The sequence below is a fragment of the Flavobacterium hauense genome (assembly GCF_054457175.1).
This window is the reverse complement of sequence record NZ_JBTKVX010000038.1, coordinates 1-17,262: the sequence shown is the minus strand read 5'-3', so window position 1 is coordinate 17,262 and position 17,262 is coordinate 1. Positions and strand designations below refer to the sequence as shown.

Sequence of the window (17,262 nt, the reverse complement as noted above, 5' to 3'; positions counted from 1 at the left end):
CCGTTACCTACCCTGAATTCGATGGTACAACCACCGTAACACGTGAGTTTAAATCGCATTTTGCCATTAAGAGATAAAAACGACCACACACACACATACGAAGACAGTTTTTAGGTAGTTAAAGCCCTGTAAATTTTATATAAGGAGCAGGGTTTTAATATTTATTATAATTGCGATTCAAATAAATTCCATTGCTTAACATTTAATCCGTATTTAAACTTTCAAATACTGTTGCTATCAGACCATTATGTCTGTGAGTCTGGATTCTCTTAACTTAAGCTATCGCGATCAGGTGACGATCCAGCGATGGGTGTTTAAGTTTTTGGCATTGAAAAAATGGAAATTTTCATGGATACAATGACCTCTACGTATCAGATAAAGCAGGGAAGGAAATTTTGGCTGCAGCATTTTCTCAAAATTAAACGATGAAAAATGTACTCTGGAAAGTGTAACAATGATAGCATCATTGTTATTTCAAGATAAGAGTTTCTCAACCCGAGGTCTCAAATATATCTCAATAAACAAGTTATTGGCTATTTTAATTTAAAAACATAAAATTATTATTAGAAGTAATATTAATAATTAGTTTTTTAATGATGGTTTATATCCGCTTGTGGTAACTACTCGGGACATCTAAACAGGCCGTAAAATCTTACGAATTTTAAGTTGATTTATAAATGTAAGACTATACAAATAAAAAAAGCTCCAAATCAATGATTTGGAGCTTTTTGCTTGTGACCTCGACTGGAAAAATTCCAAACCATTTTATGCAGAATTTGAAGAAATTAGTATATTATCTGTAAGTAAAACACCTAAAAATGTAGAAAAATACGGTTTGGATGTCCTGTTGGCGATTATGAAATAATTTTAAATTGTTTGGTTACTAATTTATCAATCGTTAGTCTTCCTGATGTTTCCTAACCTTCCTTTTAAGTATTTAGGCTTTAAGAACTAAATATGATTTTTGCTACATTTCTAAAATTCCTCAATAATTCAGTAAAACAAAATTCTATTATACTACATTTCTAAATATCGAGTTATATATTTGATTGTAGTATTTATGGAAAATATAAACCTAATAAGAAGCCTGAAGAAAGGCGATCAAAAAGCCTTTAAGAAAGTTTATCTTGACTCTTATGATAAACTGATTCAGGTTGCTAAGCGTTTTAAATTTAAGTTTCTTACCCCTGAAGATTTTGTTCAGGAAACCTTTTTACACCTTTATAAGCAAAGGGAATTGCTAAAAGAAGAAGTGCTTTTTGATAAGCAGCTGTTTGTTATCTGTAAAAACATAATCATTAATCATGTAAATAGGGAAAACAAGGTTATTCCCCTGGAGCCTTTAAAGATTGTAATGCAAACCGAGGAAGAAGATGTACAGGTATTACAATTAGAGAATCAAAAAAAGCAGCTGACCATACTCCTTGATCAATTGCCTGACCAGCAAAGAAAAATATTTACCCTTCACAAGCTCGATAACTATTCGTATCAGGAAATAGCAGAGATTACCAACCTGTCTGAAAAGACAATTGCTAATCATATTTATCTTGCTAATAAATTTATTCAAAAAAAAATACGCAAGGCATAGGAACTTTTATTTTCCCGTTTGTTATACCCTATAAATAACAAACTGAATGAGCCTTGCAATTTTTAAAACCAACGTTGAAACTCCACAGGAAGCAGATTATTTATTGCGCGAACTGCGCCGTACTGTCTCTGACGGTGTGATTAATTTTGATCTTGAGGATACCAATCGCATTTTACGTATAGAGATCAACAGGGAAATTTCAGAAATCGTGTGTTCACTATTTGTGAAACAAGGCTTCTATTGTCAAAAGCTATAAAAGAATTATCATGGACGAAAAAGACATTGAAAAAGAAATCAGGAATGCCTGGGAGGAAGAACCGGACAAACAGCCACTGGAAAGTAAAGAAGCATCCTGGGATGCATTTTCGGCACAGGCATTTCCAGCTCAGAAAAAGGGCTTAAAACCGTGGGTATATGCTGCGGCAGCAGTACTTGTTATTTCACTTACAATAGGTGCAGTAATAACATTTAATGCCGCAACACCGGAAGGTGCCGGGCTGAGTTATAATATTGTTGAAAATCCTACCTCTAAGATTAAAGCTGTTTGCCTGCCTGATAGTTCAATAGTGGAGCTGGAGCCTAATTCACGAATTGAATATAAAAATGATTTTGAGGGCAACAGGAAGATCAATTTAAAAGGGAAAGCTTTTTTTAAGGTACGTAAGGATAAAAAACACCCTTTCAGGGTATTTTGTGGGGAAACAACAACAACAGTGCTGGGAACATCATTCACCATTGCTGGAGATACTGAAAACAGAGTGAGTGTACATTTATATGAAGGAAGTGTACAAATGAATGTTAAGGACAATACCAATAACTGGATATTATCGCCGGGCGAACAATTTATTTACGACAAAAAGTCGGTAAAGGTGGAAGCATTCAACCGCTTTGTAGATTTTAATAATGTTGAGCTCACTTCGGTTATCCGATACGTTAAAGAAAATTACGGCTGCCAGATTGAGATGCCTGAAGAATACCTAAGAAAACCAATAACACTGAGATTAAACAGAAAAGAAGAATTGTCTAATATAATAACCATCATATCCCAAATGTATAACCTAACACCAGCTGTAAATGAAGAAATAAAGAAAGTCACATTTCAATAAAAAAGAAAAGGATGCACTAGCCGCGAAACTAAACATCCTTTCTGTAATCAAAAAGAGTCATACCCATATTAATCACTATTCAAAAGTACAAAAATTTATGAAGCATATATTTTCGACATGCTTTTTAGTATTTAGTTTAAGTTCTTTTTCACAGAACATTTCTATCACTTTAGATCAGTCCTCAACGCTAAAAGAATTGTTCAACAAAATTGAGGAACAAACAGACTACAAATTTGCCTTTACCGATCAGGTAGATACAGGCAAACGGTATTTTAAAGAAAAAATAAGCTTTAAAAACACAGGCGTTCAGGAAGTGTTGGATGGACTTGGCAAAGATTTGCCGTTTAATTTTACCCTTATCGGGAATAATATTACGGTCAAACAAAAAAGTACAGCTGTTAAGCAGGAAACCTATGTGCTTTCGGGGATAATACTCGACGACACGAGGCAGCCACTACCCGGTGCCAGCCTGTTTATTAAAGAAAGCAAAACACCGGTTAATACTGATGAGAATGGTAAGTTTTCAGTCCGCTTGCCGGCAGGTAGTTATACTGTAACAATAAGCTATCTGGGCTATAAAGACAGGGACGAAAGGGTTAACCTTAACAGGAATGCCAATATTAATGTAAGTATGGAGCAGGATGCCCATTCTCTGGAAGAAGTAGTGATCAGCCAAAACAACAAGGCTACTGACATACGAAAACCCCAAATGAGTGTTAACAGCCTGACGATGCAGGAAATTAAGAAGATACCTGTGGCTATGGGCGAACCTGACCTGCTAAAATCGCTTATGACCCTTCCTGGTGTTACTAATGCCGGAGAAGGCTCTTCGGGTTTTAATGTAAGGGGTGGGGCGGCAGATCAAAACCTTATCCTGCTGGATGGTGCACCGATTTATAGTGATTCTCACTTGTTAGGATTCTTTTCGGTATTTAATGCAGATGCGGTAAAGAGCCTTGATTTATATAAAGGAGGGATTCCTTCACAATTCGGTGGGAGGGTCTCTTCTGTTCTGGACGTACACCAGCAAAGCGGGAACACAGATAGTCTTAAAGTAAACGGAGGGATAGGTGTTATATCGAGCAGGCTGATGGTAGAAGGGCCTATAAAAAAAGATGTAAGCTCTTTTATGCTTGCCGGAAGGACTTCATATGCCCACTTATTCTTAAAACTGGCAGACAATAATAACTCTGCAAAATTTTATGACCTTAACGGTAAGTTCAATTATAAATTCAATGAGAATAGCAGTCTCCATTTTTCAGGCTACTATGGCAATGATGTCTTTAAGATTGTTAATCTTTTTTCAAGCACTTACGGAAATACAATGGGTAATTTGTCATGGAAGTATGCGTTTTCAGAAAAGATAAAAACTAATCTATCCTTGTTTTACAGTGATTACACACTGAATTTTAGTCTGGATTCTGAAAAGTTTGACTGGGATAGCGGCATTAAGAGCTACGGCTTAAAATACGACTGGCTGCATTCTGTTTCGTCAAAGTTTGATTTAAAGTATGGCATAGAGGCAATCTACTATGATTTTAATCCCGGAACCTTGCAGCCAAAAGGAATTGATTCGAGTGTCAACTATCAGCAACTGGATAAAAAATATGCTTTACAGCCTTCTTTTTATCTTGATAATGAATATGAAGTTACAGAAAAACTTACGCTGCGCTATGGATTCCGTTATAGCATGTTTTATCGCTATGGTGCGGAAGAAGTAAGCACCTATGCTAATAATAACCCTGTAGTTTATAACCCTGCTTACGGTATTTATCAAGAGGGCACACCTACAGGGACAATAGCTTATGGAAAGGGTGATAAGATAGCAAGTTTTAATAATTTTGAGCCAAGGGCTGCACTTGCATATGCCTTAAATGAAGACAATTCTTTTAAGGCCAGTTATAACAGGATGGCGCAGTACATACATATTCTTTCTAATAGCCAGTCGCCAACACCACTCGATATATGGGCACCCAGCGGACCATATATAAAGCCACAAATACTTGACCAGTATGCTGTTGGATATTTCAGGAATATTAAAAACAAAGAGTATTCTTTTGAAACAGAGGTGTTTTATAAAACCATCAAGAACAGGATAGACTATATAGACGGTGCAGACCTGATTGCCAACAATAATATTGAGCAGGTTGTACTGAACGGAAAGGCAAGGTCTTATGGACTCGAAGTGATGTTCAGGAAAAACACTGGCAGCTTTACCGGATGGGTTTCTTACACGCTATCAAGGGCAGAACAAAAGACAGCCGGCAGAACTCCTGATGAGCCGGGGATAGCTAATGGAGACTGGTACTTATCTCCTTATGACAAATTACATAATCTTAATGTAACCGCCAATTATGACTGGACCCCTAAATGGTCTTTCAGCGCTAATTTTACCCTGCAGTCAGGAAGGCCTGTAACCTATCCTAATGGCTATTATGATTTTGGAGGGATACAGGTGCCTAATTATTCGCTGCGAAATGAAAACAGGATGCCTTTATACCACCATTTGGATCTTGCAGCGACCTATACGCCCAAACCTGAAAAGAAAAAGGGATGGCAAAGCTACTGGGTATTCAGTATTTATAACATATATGCAAGGAAAAATGCAGCCAGTATAACATTTACAACTAATGACGATACAGGCATGAATGAGGCGAGGCGTCTGTCTATTTTTGGTTTTATTCCGAGCGTATCCTATAACTTTAAATTTTAATCGTATGAAAAATAATAGTGAACCAAAACGCAAAGCATCTTATTTAAAATATTTTCTTTTCCTGTTGATCTTTTCCCTGTTGGGTTGCGAGGATGTGATACAGGTAGATCTGGCTACAGGTGAAAATAAGATAGTAATTGATGCTGAAATACTATGGCAAAAAGATACCGATGGGAGCGTACAGAAAATAAAAATAAGCAGGATGGCTGCATATTATGATCCATCGATACCTAAGGTTTCAGGAGCTGAAGTATATGTAAGTAATAGTATGGGAACTCAGTTTGTATTTATTGAATCTGATGAGCCGGGAGTATATGTTTGTACTGATTTTACTCCTGTATTAAATGAAACCTATAGTCTTTATGTAAAAGTTGATGATGAGGTCTATACTGCACAGGAAACAATGATGCCTGCTCCAAAAATTGAACGCGTAGAACAAAGATTGACAGATGATTTTGGTACTGAAGAAGTAGAGGTCAGGTTTTATTTTAATGATCCTGAAAATGAGACTAATTTTTACCTTGGTGAATTTGTTACCGATGTTATACAATATCCCGATTATGAATTACAGGATGATGAGTTTTATAATGGCAACGAAATGATGAATGATTTTTCGCATGAAGACCTGAAGCCCGGAGGTGTATTAGATATAACCCTAAGGGGCGTTTCAAAGCAGTTCTATAATTATATGGATTTGATTTTGGATGCTACAGACCCGGATGCATTTTCAAGTCCTCCTGCAAATATCAGGGGTAATATAATAAACCAGACTAGTCAGGGAAGTTTTGCCTTAGGTTATTTCAGGTTATGCGAATCGGATCACGTATCGTATACAGTGCAGTAATGTCTCTTAAAAAGAGAAATATTAAAAGCTCCAAATTATCGATTTGGAGCTTTTAATATATAGTCCTTACCAGAAAATTTACTAATTACTTCAGGAAGCTAAAAAAGTGCCCGGATTTTCAAAAGATAGTGTTTCCTCATACTGATCGTATTGACCTGAGCTAAAAAAAAATCCTTAATTTTACAGCAAGGAGAAAATTATGAATCAACTATTTGATTATATAAACAGGTATGCACCCAATGGAATCTCAGAGCATGATTTTGAGATTTTTAAAGGCTATTTCACTTATAAAAAAATAAGGAAAAAACAGTACTTTTTACAGGAAGGAGACGTATGCAGGTATTTTGGATTTATTCTGAACGGCGCAATGCGCCAGTATTTAATAGATGACAAAGGTACCGAGCATATTATACAGTTATCGGTAGAAAATTGGTGGGTAGGCGATAGGGAAAGCTGGACCATGTTTACCCCATCCAGATATAATATTGATGCCTGGGAAGATAGCGAACTATTGCTAATTACAAGGGCTGATGCTTTGGAATTACTGGAACGCTTTCCCGCTTTTCGTGACATGACAACAGTGCTGGACGAAAGAAATAATATTGCTAACCAAAGGAGAATTACTTCCTCTATAAGCGGTAGTGCAGAGAAGCGCTATGTTGACTTTGTATCCTGCTACCCTAGTCTGGTTGAACGTTTCCCGCAGCACATTATAGCGTCCTACCTCGGTATTACGAAAGATACTTTGAGCCGCATAAAGCGCCAACTCTTCCAAAAGGAATAATACGTATAATTTTAAATGTTATTAAAAAAAGTAGACTTAGGTCTACTTTTTTTTTCGTCATATATCATCTTCTATCGTTATCGTAAAACAGAACTTTGCTTTACAAATCCCAGTGCCTTTCCAAAGTTTTTTGATTCTTACATATACTCACCCTTCTTGAATTGGCAGGATTCGTTTTAATAATAATTAATAATAATTAATATTTAATCCATGCAAAAAAGTATCAAAACAGGGCTTGAAGCCCTGCTGCGTCCGGAGGACAGCATTGTAGTGCTGATCGATCACCAGCCTTTCCAGTTTGCCAACCTGAACAGTCATGAACCTACTATGGTCATCAATGCCGTAACAGGACTATCTAAAGCAGCGAAAATTTTTAATGTGCCAACAATCCTTACAACAGTTATTGAAGAGCGTGGTGGTTTGCTTATTAAGCAAATACAAGAGGTGTTTCCTGAACAAAAGCCAATTAACCGTACGTTAATAAATACATGGCAGGACCCTAATGTTACCAATGTCGTAGCAAAAAGTGGTCGCAAGCAATTGATTATTGCAGGTTTGTGGACGGAAGTATGTGTTGCCATGCCCGCAATTCAGGCAGCGGCTGAAGGGTATGATGTATTTGTGGTTACAGATGCCTGTGGGGCTGTTTCAGCTGAAGCTCACGATATGGCCATACGCCGTATGGTACAACATGGTATTACACCAATCAATTGGGTGGCTGTTGCCTCTGAATGGCAACGTGACTGGGCACGTACTGAAACGGCAGCTGAGATGGCAGGCCTTATGTTAGACCATGTAGGAGCAAGCGGAGTAGCATTTGCATGGGAATTACAGCTGTTGGCTACACCTGTACCGGTAAACGAGTAAATATATAAAAGCAACATCCTCATTATACAGAGATGTTGCTTTTATTTTTATTACATAAATACTAATAAACAAAGACATGAATAACGAAGCAGCCCAAATGATGGAAGACAATCTGAACCAGGTGTGGAATGAAAGGAATTCAGACACAAGGTTAAAGGCTATCGAAAGAATTTATGATACGGAGGCTAATCTGTATCATGTAGGAGATCAGGTGACAGGATTAGACGCAATCAACAACAGTATAACGGCTACACTACAACATTTGCCCCCGGATTTTGTGTTTACAAAACTTAAACCAGTAATAATAAATAACAATATTGGCAGGCTCATTTGGGGAGCAGGGCCCAAAGGGGAACCACCTGTTGCTACAGGAATGGATATTGTCCATTTTGAGAATGGCAGGATTAAGTCGCTTTACGTTTTCCTTGATAGCTAAGAGGCAAAATATTTTAGAAACAAATTACAAATAACCACACTAAATCAAAATGACAAATAAGGAAATTGTGTTAAAAGCCATGGATGAATTCTTTCACCAGAGAGATGTTTCTGCCATAGCAAAATACTGGCAGGAATCGTATCTGCAGCATAACCCATCTATGATAAACGGCCATGAGGGACTTAAAAATATATTAGGTATATTAGATAAAGATTTTAAATGGCATCCGGGAATCATTGTTGAGCAGGATGACATTGTAATAACACACAGCCTGGTTCACGGCTGGGGTCCTGTACCGGTAGTTGTTGTAGATATTTTCAGGCTTGAAGATGGAAAAATAGCTGAGCACTGGGATGTTGTCCAGGAAGAGGTTCCAGCTTCGAAATCGGCCAGTGGTAATGCCATGACATCATTTTAATTTTTGTGATATGGAAAACAGTCTAACAGGTAATACCTACAAAATGGAGACAGACTTCTTAAAGGTCAGGCTTTTTTTTGAATCAGACAATTCAATGATATTTACCATATTGGATGGTGAACTGACAGCGATAGGATATACCGAAAAAGTTGAAACAACAATCGCGGAAATTCGTCCCAATGTATTTATGGTTGCATGGAAAGAAATTTCTGGCGCTACGGTAACCCATGTAGAAGATCATCAGAACGGGATAGTGTACAGCAATGCGACCTTACCCGACGGTAGCTTTTATACAATGAAAGGTACAATACGATTGCTAAACGATTAAAAAACGTAGGGTTGTTTAATGCCAGTTATGCATTTATCCATCTTGTAAGAAGACAACTGTTGATTAGCGGATACCATAAACATTTTCTTAATAAGACATAAACCTAAAAAGAAGTAATGATGGAAATAGGAATAGATAGTTTTGCCTCAGCAATGTATGGTGAAAATAGCCTGAGCAGTGTAGATGCGATGGAACAGCTTTTGGATCGTATCGTAAGGGCCGATGAGGCTGGACTCGATGTGTTTGGCATCGGCGAGCATCATAAAAAAGAATTTCTTGATTCAGCGCCGGATGTCATTCTTGCCGCCGCAGCCGCCAGGACCAAGCGCATCCTCCTGGGCAGTGCTGTCAAGGTATTGAGTACGGATGACCCGGTGCGAGTGTATCAGAGCTTTGCTACACTTGACCTTATCTCGAGAGGACGTGCTGAAATTGTAGTTGGCCGTGGATCAGCCATAGATGCTTATCCACTTTTTGGTTTTAACCTTAAGGACTATGATGCTCTTTTTAAGGAGAAGTTGGATTTGTTGCTAAAGATACGGGACAATGAATATGTTACCTGGTCAGGCCAGTTCAGGCCGGCACTGGACAATCAGCCTGTTTATCCCAGGGCCATGCAGGAAAAGCTTCCGGTATGGCTTGGTGTAGGTGGTACGCCGGAATCTTTTATCCGTGCAGGTTCTTTAGGACTACCTTTAATGGTTGCGGTTATTGGTGGGGAAACAGAGCGTTTTCGCCCGTTGATTGACCTGTACCGTGAAGCCGGACGTAAGGCAGGTTTTTCACATGAACAGCTGAAGGTAGGGCTTCATTCTCCAGGTTATGTAGCCGAAACTGATGAGAAGGCAATCGCCGATTATTATCCTGGTTATAAAGAGCTTTGGACAAAATTGGGCAAAGAGCGCGGCTGGCCACCGGTAACCCGTCAGCAATTTGACGCGCTGATCGCACCAAGGGGTGTGCTTGCTGTTGGCGGACCTGAAGAGGTAGCAAAAAAACTGGTAAGGCATAGCAAAGCCCTTGGAGGGATTGACAGGTTTACGTTTCAGATGGATAATGCGGGATTGTCGCACCAGCAATTGTTGCAATCAATCGAACTGATAGGTACCAAAGTTATGCCTTTGGTAAAAAAAATGAACAGTAAATAATTCCAGGCCGAAAAATGGTGTCCTCAGAATGTGACTCATAGATTTATTTTGAGAATTGCCCTTTGAAACAAAAACAGGATACATTGCGGATTAAATGCTGTTAATAAAATAACTACATCAAAAAGTAAAACAATGGAAATACTATTAAAAGAAAACGGCGGCAAAGGTTCTGCCATAGCACAGGAGAATGAAAAGCGTGCAGGAATGATGACGTATTCTATAGCCGGAACTGAACTTATTATAATTGACCACACTGAGGTTGAGTCAGCGTTTAACGGCAGGGGTGTGGGTAAACGGATGTTATACAAAATCGTAGAAATGGCAAGGGAAAAAAACACGAAAATTATCCCATTATGCCCCTTTGCGGCATCTGTGTTTAGAAAAGAGGAAGATATTAAGGATGTATTAAAGGCATAATTATTTTGTTTATGGAAACTACAAAAGAATATCAAAAAAATAATTTGACAGTTATATGGAAACCTGGCAGGTGCATCCATGCCGGTGTATGCGTAAAAACGCTGCCTGAAGTTTACAACCCAAAGGCTACACCATGGATAACATGTGATAATGCTTCTGTAGAGGCATTAAAACAACAGATTGATGCCTGTCCGTCGCAGGCATTGACGTACAGGGAATCGTAAGCAAAATAATGGACTGAATGAAGAGGGGGTTGATGGCTTGTAATAATGCCAACATAATCTGCCGTTGGATACTTCATATATAGGTTGAAAAAACTCCAAATCATTGATTTGGAGTTTTTTATGACCCTTGGCAGGACAGATTTAAAACCATTTTATGCAGGATTTAAAGAAATTGGCCTACTATATGTAAGATAATTTTCAGGAAACGACCTTAAAAAGCGGTTTGGATGTCCTGTTGGGGATCGTAATAGTTAAAGAATAGCATACAATAAGATACTAACTTTTCTATGTAAAAGAGTATTCTATTGTAAATTACGGCACTATTGCTATAGCGCGAGTCATAATCTAATTTTGTATCAACAAATAAAAATCATGCACGATTTAATAAAATTGCTAAAGCAACATTTAATAAAATCGCCAACTTTCAATACATAAATTACAAAGCCTTTATTTTTCTTAATTTCAGCGGATTGAATTTCGATTGAAGTGTGAATTTTATCTAAGTATATTTCAATATTCAAATCATATGTTAATAGTTAGCTACAACTAATTGTTAACATATATAGTTTAACTTTACATTTAAGTATGTATTCAAATACTAAATTATTATTCTACAATTCTTTGTAAGTTGAAAGGACGATACTATTCCTTAGCATATCAAATGGGAAAAAATAAAAATATAGATATAAAAGAAGATAATAAGGACTTTCTGGAAAATGAAAGACAGATTTTGCTTGGATTAGGTAAAGACATAACCAAAGTAAGGGATAAAAATGATTTGATTGTACTTTTTTCAAGGAGAATAAAATCATTACACTATTTTACTCATACTATTGTAACGCTGATTGATCAGAAAGATGAAACATATACTCCTTTTTTATTGGATCATGTGTCGTCGCAAATAAAGGGGCATGATACATACGATCAATTGACAAAGGCTCATTTTAATCTTAACGAACCTTTTATCCAGGCTGTTCTTGATGCAGAGGGACCAATATCTTTTATGTTGAAAGACATTATGGATAAGCCGGGGAGTCCTCTGTTTTTGCGTATTAATTATGAATGCGGTATACGTGAAATACTTATGACTACGTTATGGAATGCCGATGAACCAATAGGTTTTATACACATCTATTCTGATAAGTCCGATAGCTTTACAAAAGAATTTCGGAGTATCATAGATGGAATTGCACCGCAGTTATCAGTAGCGGTTTCAAATATCATAAAAAATGAAGAGCTCCAGAAAAAAGAAGTAGAGAAGTCATTCCTGCTGGACTTTAGCTATGATATTGCAGCAGTTAGGAGTAAAGATGACCTTTCAGTAGCAGTCCGTATAGCCTTAAAAAAAATAAACAATATCAGAGGGTATGTCGTTAGGAAGATAAATGACGATGGTATGACCATGAGTACCTACATACATGATGAAAGTATAATACCGCCGGGTGACCCTATAATGATTGATGTTGGAAAAGAAAAGTTCCCTATTAATGATGGCCTGCAAAGCAGGGTGTTTGATAGCTATATACCCTTGTTATTTAGTGTAGATATTGAAATAGAGAGAGGTGTAACATCAGCTTACCTGCATTTTTGGAAAAGGATAGGATATAAAAGAATGGTTGGCGTTGCACTTAGAAATGGTGAAACAAATCTGGGCATTTTATGGTTGGGAATTGATCAAATTAATATTTCGCTGCTTCAGGGTATATGTGCTATGATATCTACCGCTATGGCAAATATTATGGCAAACGAAGCACTTATAAAACGAAGCCATGAACAATCTGTACTATTACAATTTAGCAATGAAATAGCAGGTGTGCGTACCAAAGCCGACCTGGAATTGGCAATTATAAATGTGTTAAGGGATTTATTGGAAACCAAGTTGGCCATGATACATACTTTTGATGATGATGGAGTGGGTTTAACACCTTACATGTCTGACACTAGTTTGTTTAAAGATGTAATGCCGAGCCATGATGAGCGGGTATCGATAAAATTAACGGTAGAAGAACCTTACACTGCCAAAGTAGTTAATAGTAATGAACCTGTAGTTTTTAATGTTGAAGAAGAATTACGGACTACCAACTCTTTGTTTGCGCAACTTTGGAAAAAAGTAGGCTATAAAAATACATATGCTGCTTTATTGCGGGTTGGTAATACTAATGTAGGTACGCTTTGGCTGCTTGCCGATGCGCTTGATCCTGCGATAGTAAAAGGACTTTGCTCGCAAATTTCGGTAGCAATTGCAAATATCCTGGCCAATGAGAGACTACTATTATACAAGCAGCAACTGGAACTGGAGAATGTTTACCTTAAAGAGCAAATTAAGACTATTTATAATTTTGCAGAGATTATTGGTAGTGGAGAGAAAATGCAAAAAGTATATCAGCTAATGACTATGGTAGCAGAGTCTAATTCTACTGTATTGGTATTAGGTGAAACCGGAACCGGCAAAGAACTTATTGCTAGGGCTATACATAATGCATCGCCCAGAAAAGATAAGCTTATGATTAAGGTTAACTGTGCTGCAATGCCTGCAAACCTAATAGAAAGTGAACTTTTTGGCCATGAAAAAGGAGCTTTTACGGGAGCAGTAGAAAGGCGTATAGGTAAATTTGAACTTGCCAACAACAGTACGTTGTTTCTGGATGAAATAGGAGAGATGCCCCTGGAAGCACAGGTCAAGTTATTACGTGTTTTACAGGAGAAAGAACTTGAGCGTGTGGGAGGCAAAGAAACTATAAAAGTAAATGTTAGAATTGTGGCTGCAACAAACCGTGACCTGGAAGAAGAAGTAAAAGCGGGCCGCTTTAGATCAGATCTTTTTTACAGGTTGAATGTTTTTCCTATCAGCTTGCCTCCGCTGAGAGAAAGGATTGAAGATATAGAACTGCTGGCTAATTTTTTTGTTACAAAATTCAATAAAAATAGCGGTAAAAATATAGTACGCATTTCTCCAAAAGCGATGCAGCAGCTTCAAAGCTATCTGTGGCCTGGTAATATAAGGGAACTGGAGCATCTTATAGAGCGTAGCGTACTCATGACTACAGATAACATTTTACGTGAAGTATACCTTCCTAAAAAGGCGGATTTGGATAGTAGTACTGATGATAACATATACAATAAATCACTGGAAGAAATGGAGCGTAGTTTTATTATCAGCGCATTAAAAAGATGCAACGGAAAGATATCGGGTGCCGGTGGTGCTGCTGAAGTTCTTGATATACCGGGTAATACGCTGCACTCTAAAATGAAAAAACTCGCTATATCCAAATCAGATTATTATAGCTAACTAAAACAGTAGTATATAAAACCTAACCCCTTGTTGAGTGATCAGCCTGGGGTTTTCTCGTTGTAGCGAATTTTGTAATTTCTGTCTACCTGCCTTAGCCCCAAATTTCTTTAAAATTCACTAAATAAAGTGAATGGTAAAATGAGTTCACTTAATAAGAGGAAATTTGGCTTTTCATTTTTAATATAAGTAGTTGACTGTTAGTGTTTTATCTTGTTGGCACAGGAATTGGATTTCTAATGGAACAAAACAATACAATTTTTAATAATCACTTATAAACGTAAAAGCATGAAAATTTTAGTAATTGGCGGAACTGGACTAATAGGTTCAAAAGCAGTAAGCAAACTTCGGGATCTTGGGCACACGGTATTATCAGCGGCACCGGCAACGGGTATAAATACTATTACAGGCGAAGGCCTGGCAGAAGCTGTTACAGATACAGATGTAATAATAGACCTTGCCAACTCACCATCTTTTGCAGATAAGGATGTAATGGAATTTTTTGAAAAATCCAGCCTTAATGTTCTTGCTGCGGCTATTAATGCAGGAGTAAAACATCACGTAGCATTATCGGTAGTAGGAACAGACCGTTTACAGGATAGCGGGTATTTTAGGGCAAAACAGGTACAGGAAAATATTATCAAAAAATCGGGGGTGCCTTATACTATTATCCATTCTACCCAATTTATGGAATTTTTAGGAGGTATTGCAGAATCGGCACATGATGGAGGAAGTGTTACACTTTCTACTGCTAAAATCCAGCCTATTGCTGCAGAAGATGTGGCAACGATGGTTGTAAAATTTGCTCTTGAAAAACCTCTAAACGGAATTGTTGAGATTGGAGGGCCGGAACGCTTTAGCCTCGCCGAACTTGTAGAACGTTATCTTGCTAAAACCAATGATCAGGTTAAAGTAATAGCAGATAAAGATGCGCTATACTTTGGAGCTCGTCTTAAAGAACTTACCCTTGTACCTTCTGATGATGCACAGCTTAGTAAACTCACTTTTGAAGAGTGGTTTCCTAACCGTCCTCAAAGAGCATAAAAAATAAAGTACCGATGCCTGTTGAAACGAAGATGACGGGTAGGCAGTTTGCCGGGGCGGTTGTAATGGGTATGCACTTTCCACCCGTTCGTGCATAAGGATGACCCTACGTCGGCGCAGTATCCTTGCGAAAACCGATCAACAACACGGCAATTCAACAGGCAGCAACGGTCTTTAATCAATTATCCAATCACTTTCAATCATTCTAAAATTATCATTATGAATAAGCTAAAACTTTCAACTGTCATTACCCCTGAAGTTCAGGGAGATGATAAGTTCTTTGCCAGAAAAGCAAGAGCTAAAGATTTTAATGGGCTCATGGATCCCATAATAGGCTTTGACCACTTTGAGCTGACAACCGATTCTTTTGGGCCACACCCTCACGCAGGTATGTCTGCCCTGAGTTATGTTTTCGAAGATTCAGCACCTTATCATAGCATAGATTCACAGGGAAACAATATTGTGGTTACACCGGGAAGCCTGTTATGGACATGGGCAGGAAGAGGTGTTGTGCATACTGAATTTCCTGTTCCTGAAGGTGCCAGTGTGGAAGGGCTGCAATTGTTTTTAAATATCGCAGCCGGGAAGAAGCAGTTTTATCCTAAAAGTGTACTTATCGATAAGTCCCAAATGCCCGAAATTAAAGAAGATGGTATGCTTGTAAGGATTGTATGTGGTGAGACCGGTACTGTAAAAAATGAGGGACACACACCTGATCCGCTGACCATACTGCATGTTTTTTTAGACGCAGGAAAAGAATTTACACATAAGCTGCCTGCGCAATGGTCAGGTACTATATATGTTGTTGAAGGACATTTTGATTTTACTACAAATGAAGAAACGCTTGAGCTTGAAGAAGGTATGGTACAGGCAATGTCATTCTCTGATGATAATGAGCTTTTAACCTTTACTGGAATTTCAAATAGCCAGTTCCTGTTCATATCGGGTATACCATTGCAGGAGCAAATATATACACATGGCGCTATGGCAATGGACTCTCCTGAAGCATTAGCCAAGGCTTTGGCCGACTATGAAAATGGCAAAATGGGCTTCATCACGATGGAGGGACAGGAAAGAAAAATAATTAACCCTGTTTAAAAAAAAATCCATTGTCAATCAATCACTATTAATCTTAAATCTAAAACCATGAAACTATTTAACCTAATGCAATTGCCTATGCAATTAAGACCCTCAGGATTTAACGAATTCCATACCAGTCCGCAGCATAAACATGATCAATCTGATGGATGTGAATTCCTGGATGAATCAATCCATATGCACGACGAGCCTTTTGCAGATACTGAACGGGGCGAGTATTAAACATCAAAAAACATTTAAAAATAAATATCAAATTTTTATAAATCTTAAATCAATTATTATGCAAGAATTTTTATTAGTTATCCGTAGAGACATTACAAGCGAAAACCCAACACCAACGGCAGATCAGATGAAAGAAGCCATGAAACCTTATCAGGAATGGGTAGCAGGAATAGCTGCACAGGACAAATTAGTAGGTACACCAAAAAGATGGGATGCAGACGGAAGAGTAATTAAAGGTGCTGAAGTAACAACCGGACCTTTTGGTACAGGTATCGATTCTATAGGAGGATTATTTCTTATAAAGTCTGAAAATTATGATGAGGCTGTTGCTCTTGCCCTAGGGTGCCCAATTATTAAATATGGCGCTACAGTAGAGGTGCGCATGGCCATACCTCTTGTGGCATAAGTAAACTGCCGGCATGCTTTTAAATAATAAGGCATGCCTGCTTTTATTGAATTACCATTTAATGGTACAAACACACCAAAATTTAATCTATATCTTATGAAATGGATAATCACCCTCTTTACAAGTTCTATTGGCAGAAAAATTACAATGGCACTTACGGGACTGTTCCTCATCAGTTTTCTTTTAGTGCATATGTCTATCAACGCGCTGATCTTTTACAATGACGGAGGCAAAATTTTTACCATTGGAGCCCATTTTATGGCAACCAATATAATAATAAGAACTATTGAAATTTTTTTAGTACTTGGTTTTATAGTGCATATTATTCAG

The 17,262-nt window shown here is 37.8% G+C and carries 18 protein-coding genes and 1 pseudogene; all 19 read left to right on the top strand.

Features of this window, described 5'->3' with window-relative positions; translation table 11 throughout:
• The first annotated feature begins 1,060 nt into the window (after positions 1 to 1,060).
• Entirely contained in the window at positions 1,061 to 1,588 is a 528-nt protein-coding gene (locus ACX0HA_RS17485) for an RNA polymerase sigma factor (RefSeq protein WP_458846596.1), read from the top strand.
• A 46-nt stretch (positions 1,589 to 1,634) separates the two neighbouring features.
• On the top strand, positions 1,635 to 1,844 hold the full coding sequence (locus tag ACX0HA_RS17480; protein ID WP_458846595.1) for a hypothetical protein: 210 nt from the start codon (positions 1,635 to 1,637) through the stop codon (positions 1,842 to 1,844).
• Positions 1,845 to 1,854: 10 nt separating this feature from the next.
• Positions 1,855 to 2,694 carry a FecR family protein gene (locus tag ACX0HA_RS17475; RefSeq protein ID WP_458846594.1) on the top strand — a complete coding sequence of 280 codons (840 nt, stop codon included), beginning with the start codon at positions 1,855 to 1,857 and terminating at the stop codon, positions 2,692 to 2,694.
• 97 nt (positions 2,695 to 2,791) lie between these two features.
• A complete protein-coding gene (locus tag ACX0HA_RS17470; protein WP_458846593.1) occupies positions 2,792 to 5,407 on the top strand; it encodes a TonB-dependent receptor in 2,616 nt (871 codons plus the stop codon).
• A 4-nt stretch (positions 5,408 to 5,411) separates the two neighbouring features.
• On the top strand, positions 5,412 to 6,251 hold the full coding sequence (locus ACX0HA_RS17465) for a DUF4249 domain-containing protein (protein ID WP_458846592.1): 840 nt from the start codon (positions 5,412 to 5,414) through the stop codon (positions 6,249 to 6,251).
• Positions 6,252 to 6,450: 199 nt separating this feature from the next.
• Positions 6,451 to 7,035 (top strand): Crp/Fnr family transcriptional regulator, encoded by a 585-nt coding sequence (locus ACX0HA_RS17460; protein ID WP_458846591.1) that lies wholly within the window; start codon positions 6,451 to 6,453, stop codon positions 7,033 to 7,035.
• Between the two features lie 210 nt (positions 7,036 to 7,245).
• Positions 7,246 to 7,902, top strand: a complete 657-nt coding sequence (locus tag ACX0HA_RS17455) for a hydrolase (RefSeq protein WP_458846590.1) — start codon at positions 7,246 to 7,248, stop codon at positions 7,900 to 7,902.
• Between the two features lie 76 nt (positions 7,903 to 7,978).
• The gene (locus ACX0HA_RS17450) at positions 7,979 to 8,338 is read left to right on the top strand and encodes a nuclear transport factor 2 family protein (RefSeq protein WP_458846589.1); all 360 of its coding nucleotides are present in this window, start codon (positions 7,979 to 7,981) and stop codon (positions 8,336 to 8,338) included.
• A gap of 49 nt (positions 8,339 to 8,387) precedes the next feature.
• Positions 8,388 to 8,756, top strand: a complete 369-nt coding sequence (locus tag ACX0HA_RS17445) for a nuclear transport factor 2 family protein (protein ID WP_458846588.1) — start codon at positions 8,388 to 8,390, stop codon at positions 8,754 to 8,756.
• A 10-nt stretch (positions 8,757 to 8,766) separates the two neighbouring features.
• Positions 8,767 to 9,084: a MoaF-related domain-containing protein gene (locus ACX0HA_RS17440; RefSeq protein WP_458846587.1), complete on the top strand. Its 318-nt coding sequence runs from the start codon at positions 8,767 to 8,769 to the stop codon at positions 9,082 to 9,084.
• 119 nt (positions 9,085 to 9,203) lie between these two features.
• Positions 9,204 to 10,232, top strand: coding sequence for an LLM class flavin-dependent oxidoreductase (locus ACX0HA_RS17435; protein ID WP_458846597.1), 1,029 nt, complete (start codon positions 9,204 to 9,206; stop codon positions 10,230 to 10,232).
• Positions 10,233 to 10,364: 132 nt separating this feature from the next.
• The gene (locus ACX0HA_RS17430; protein WP_458846586.1) at positions 10,365 to 10,649 is read left to right on the top strand and encodes a GNAT family N-acetyltransferase; all 285 of its coding nucleotides are present in this window, start codon (positions 10,365 to 10,367) and stop codon (positions 10,647 to 10,649) included.
• 11 nt (positions 10,650 to 10,660) lie between these two features.
• On the top strand, positions 10,661 to 10,873 hold the full coding sequence (locus ACX0HA_RS17425) for a (4Fe-4S)-binding protein (protein WP_458846585.1): 213 nt from the start codon (positions 10,661 to 10,663) through the stop codon (positions 10,871 to 10,873).
• A gap of 661 nt (positions 10,874 to 11,534) precedes the next feature.
• Positions 11,535 to 14,162 carry a sigma-54-dependent Fis family transcriptional regulator gene (locus tag ACX0HA_RS17420; protein ID WP_458846584.1) on the top strand — a complete coding sequence of 876 codons (2,628 nt, stop codon included), beginning with the start codon at positions 11,535 to 11,537 and terminating at the stop codon, positions 14,160 to 14,162.
• 288 nt (positions 14,163 to 14,450) lie between these two features.
• Positions 14,451 to 15,206, top strand: coding sequence for an SDR family oxidoreductase (locus ACX0HA_RS17415; protein ID WP_458846583.1), 756 nt, complete (start codon positions 14,451 to 14,453; stop codon positions 15,204 to 15,206).
• Positions 15,207 to 15,425: 219 nt separating this feature from the next.
• A complete protein-coding gene (locus ACX0HA_RS17410) occupies positions 15,426 to 16,304 on the top strand; it encodes a pirin family protein (protein ID WP_458846582.1) in 879 nt (292 codons plus the stop codon).
• A 78-nt stretch (positions 16,305 to 16,382) separates the two neighbouring features.
• Complete coding sequence (locus tag ACX0HA_RS17405; protein ID WP_458846581.1) at positions 16,383 to 16,526, top strand: hypothetical protein; 144 nt, start codon at positions 16,383 to 16,385, stop codon at positions 16,524 to 16,526.
• Between the two features lie 58 nt (positions 16,527 to 16,584).
• The gene (locus ACX0HA_RS17400; protein ID WP_458846580.1) at positions 16,585 to 16,932 is read left to right on the top strand and encodes a YciI family protein; all 348 of its coding nucleotides are present in this window, start codon (positions 16,585 to 16,587) and stop codon (positions 16,930 to 16,932) included.
• A 96-nt stretch (positions 16,933 to 17,028) separates the two neighbouring features.
• Positions 17,029 to 17,262: pseudogene (locus tag ACX0HA_RS17395) on the top strand (succinate dehydrogenase); the annotation flags it as partial.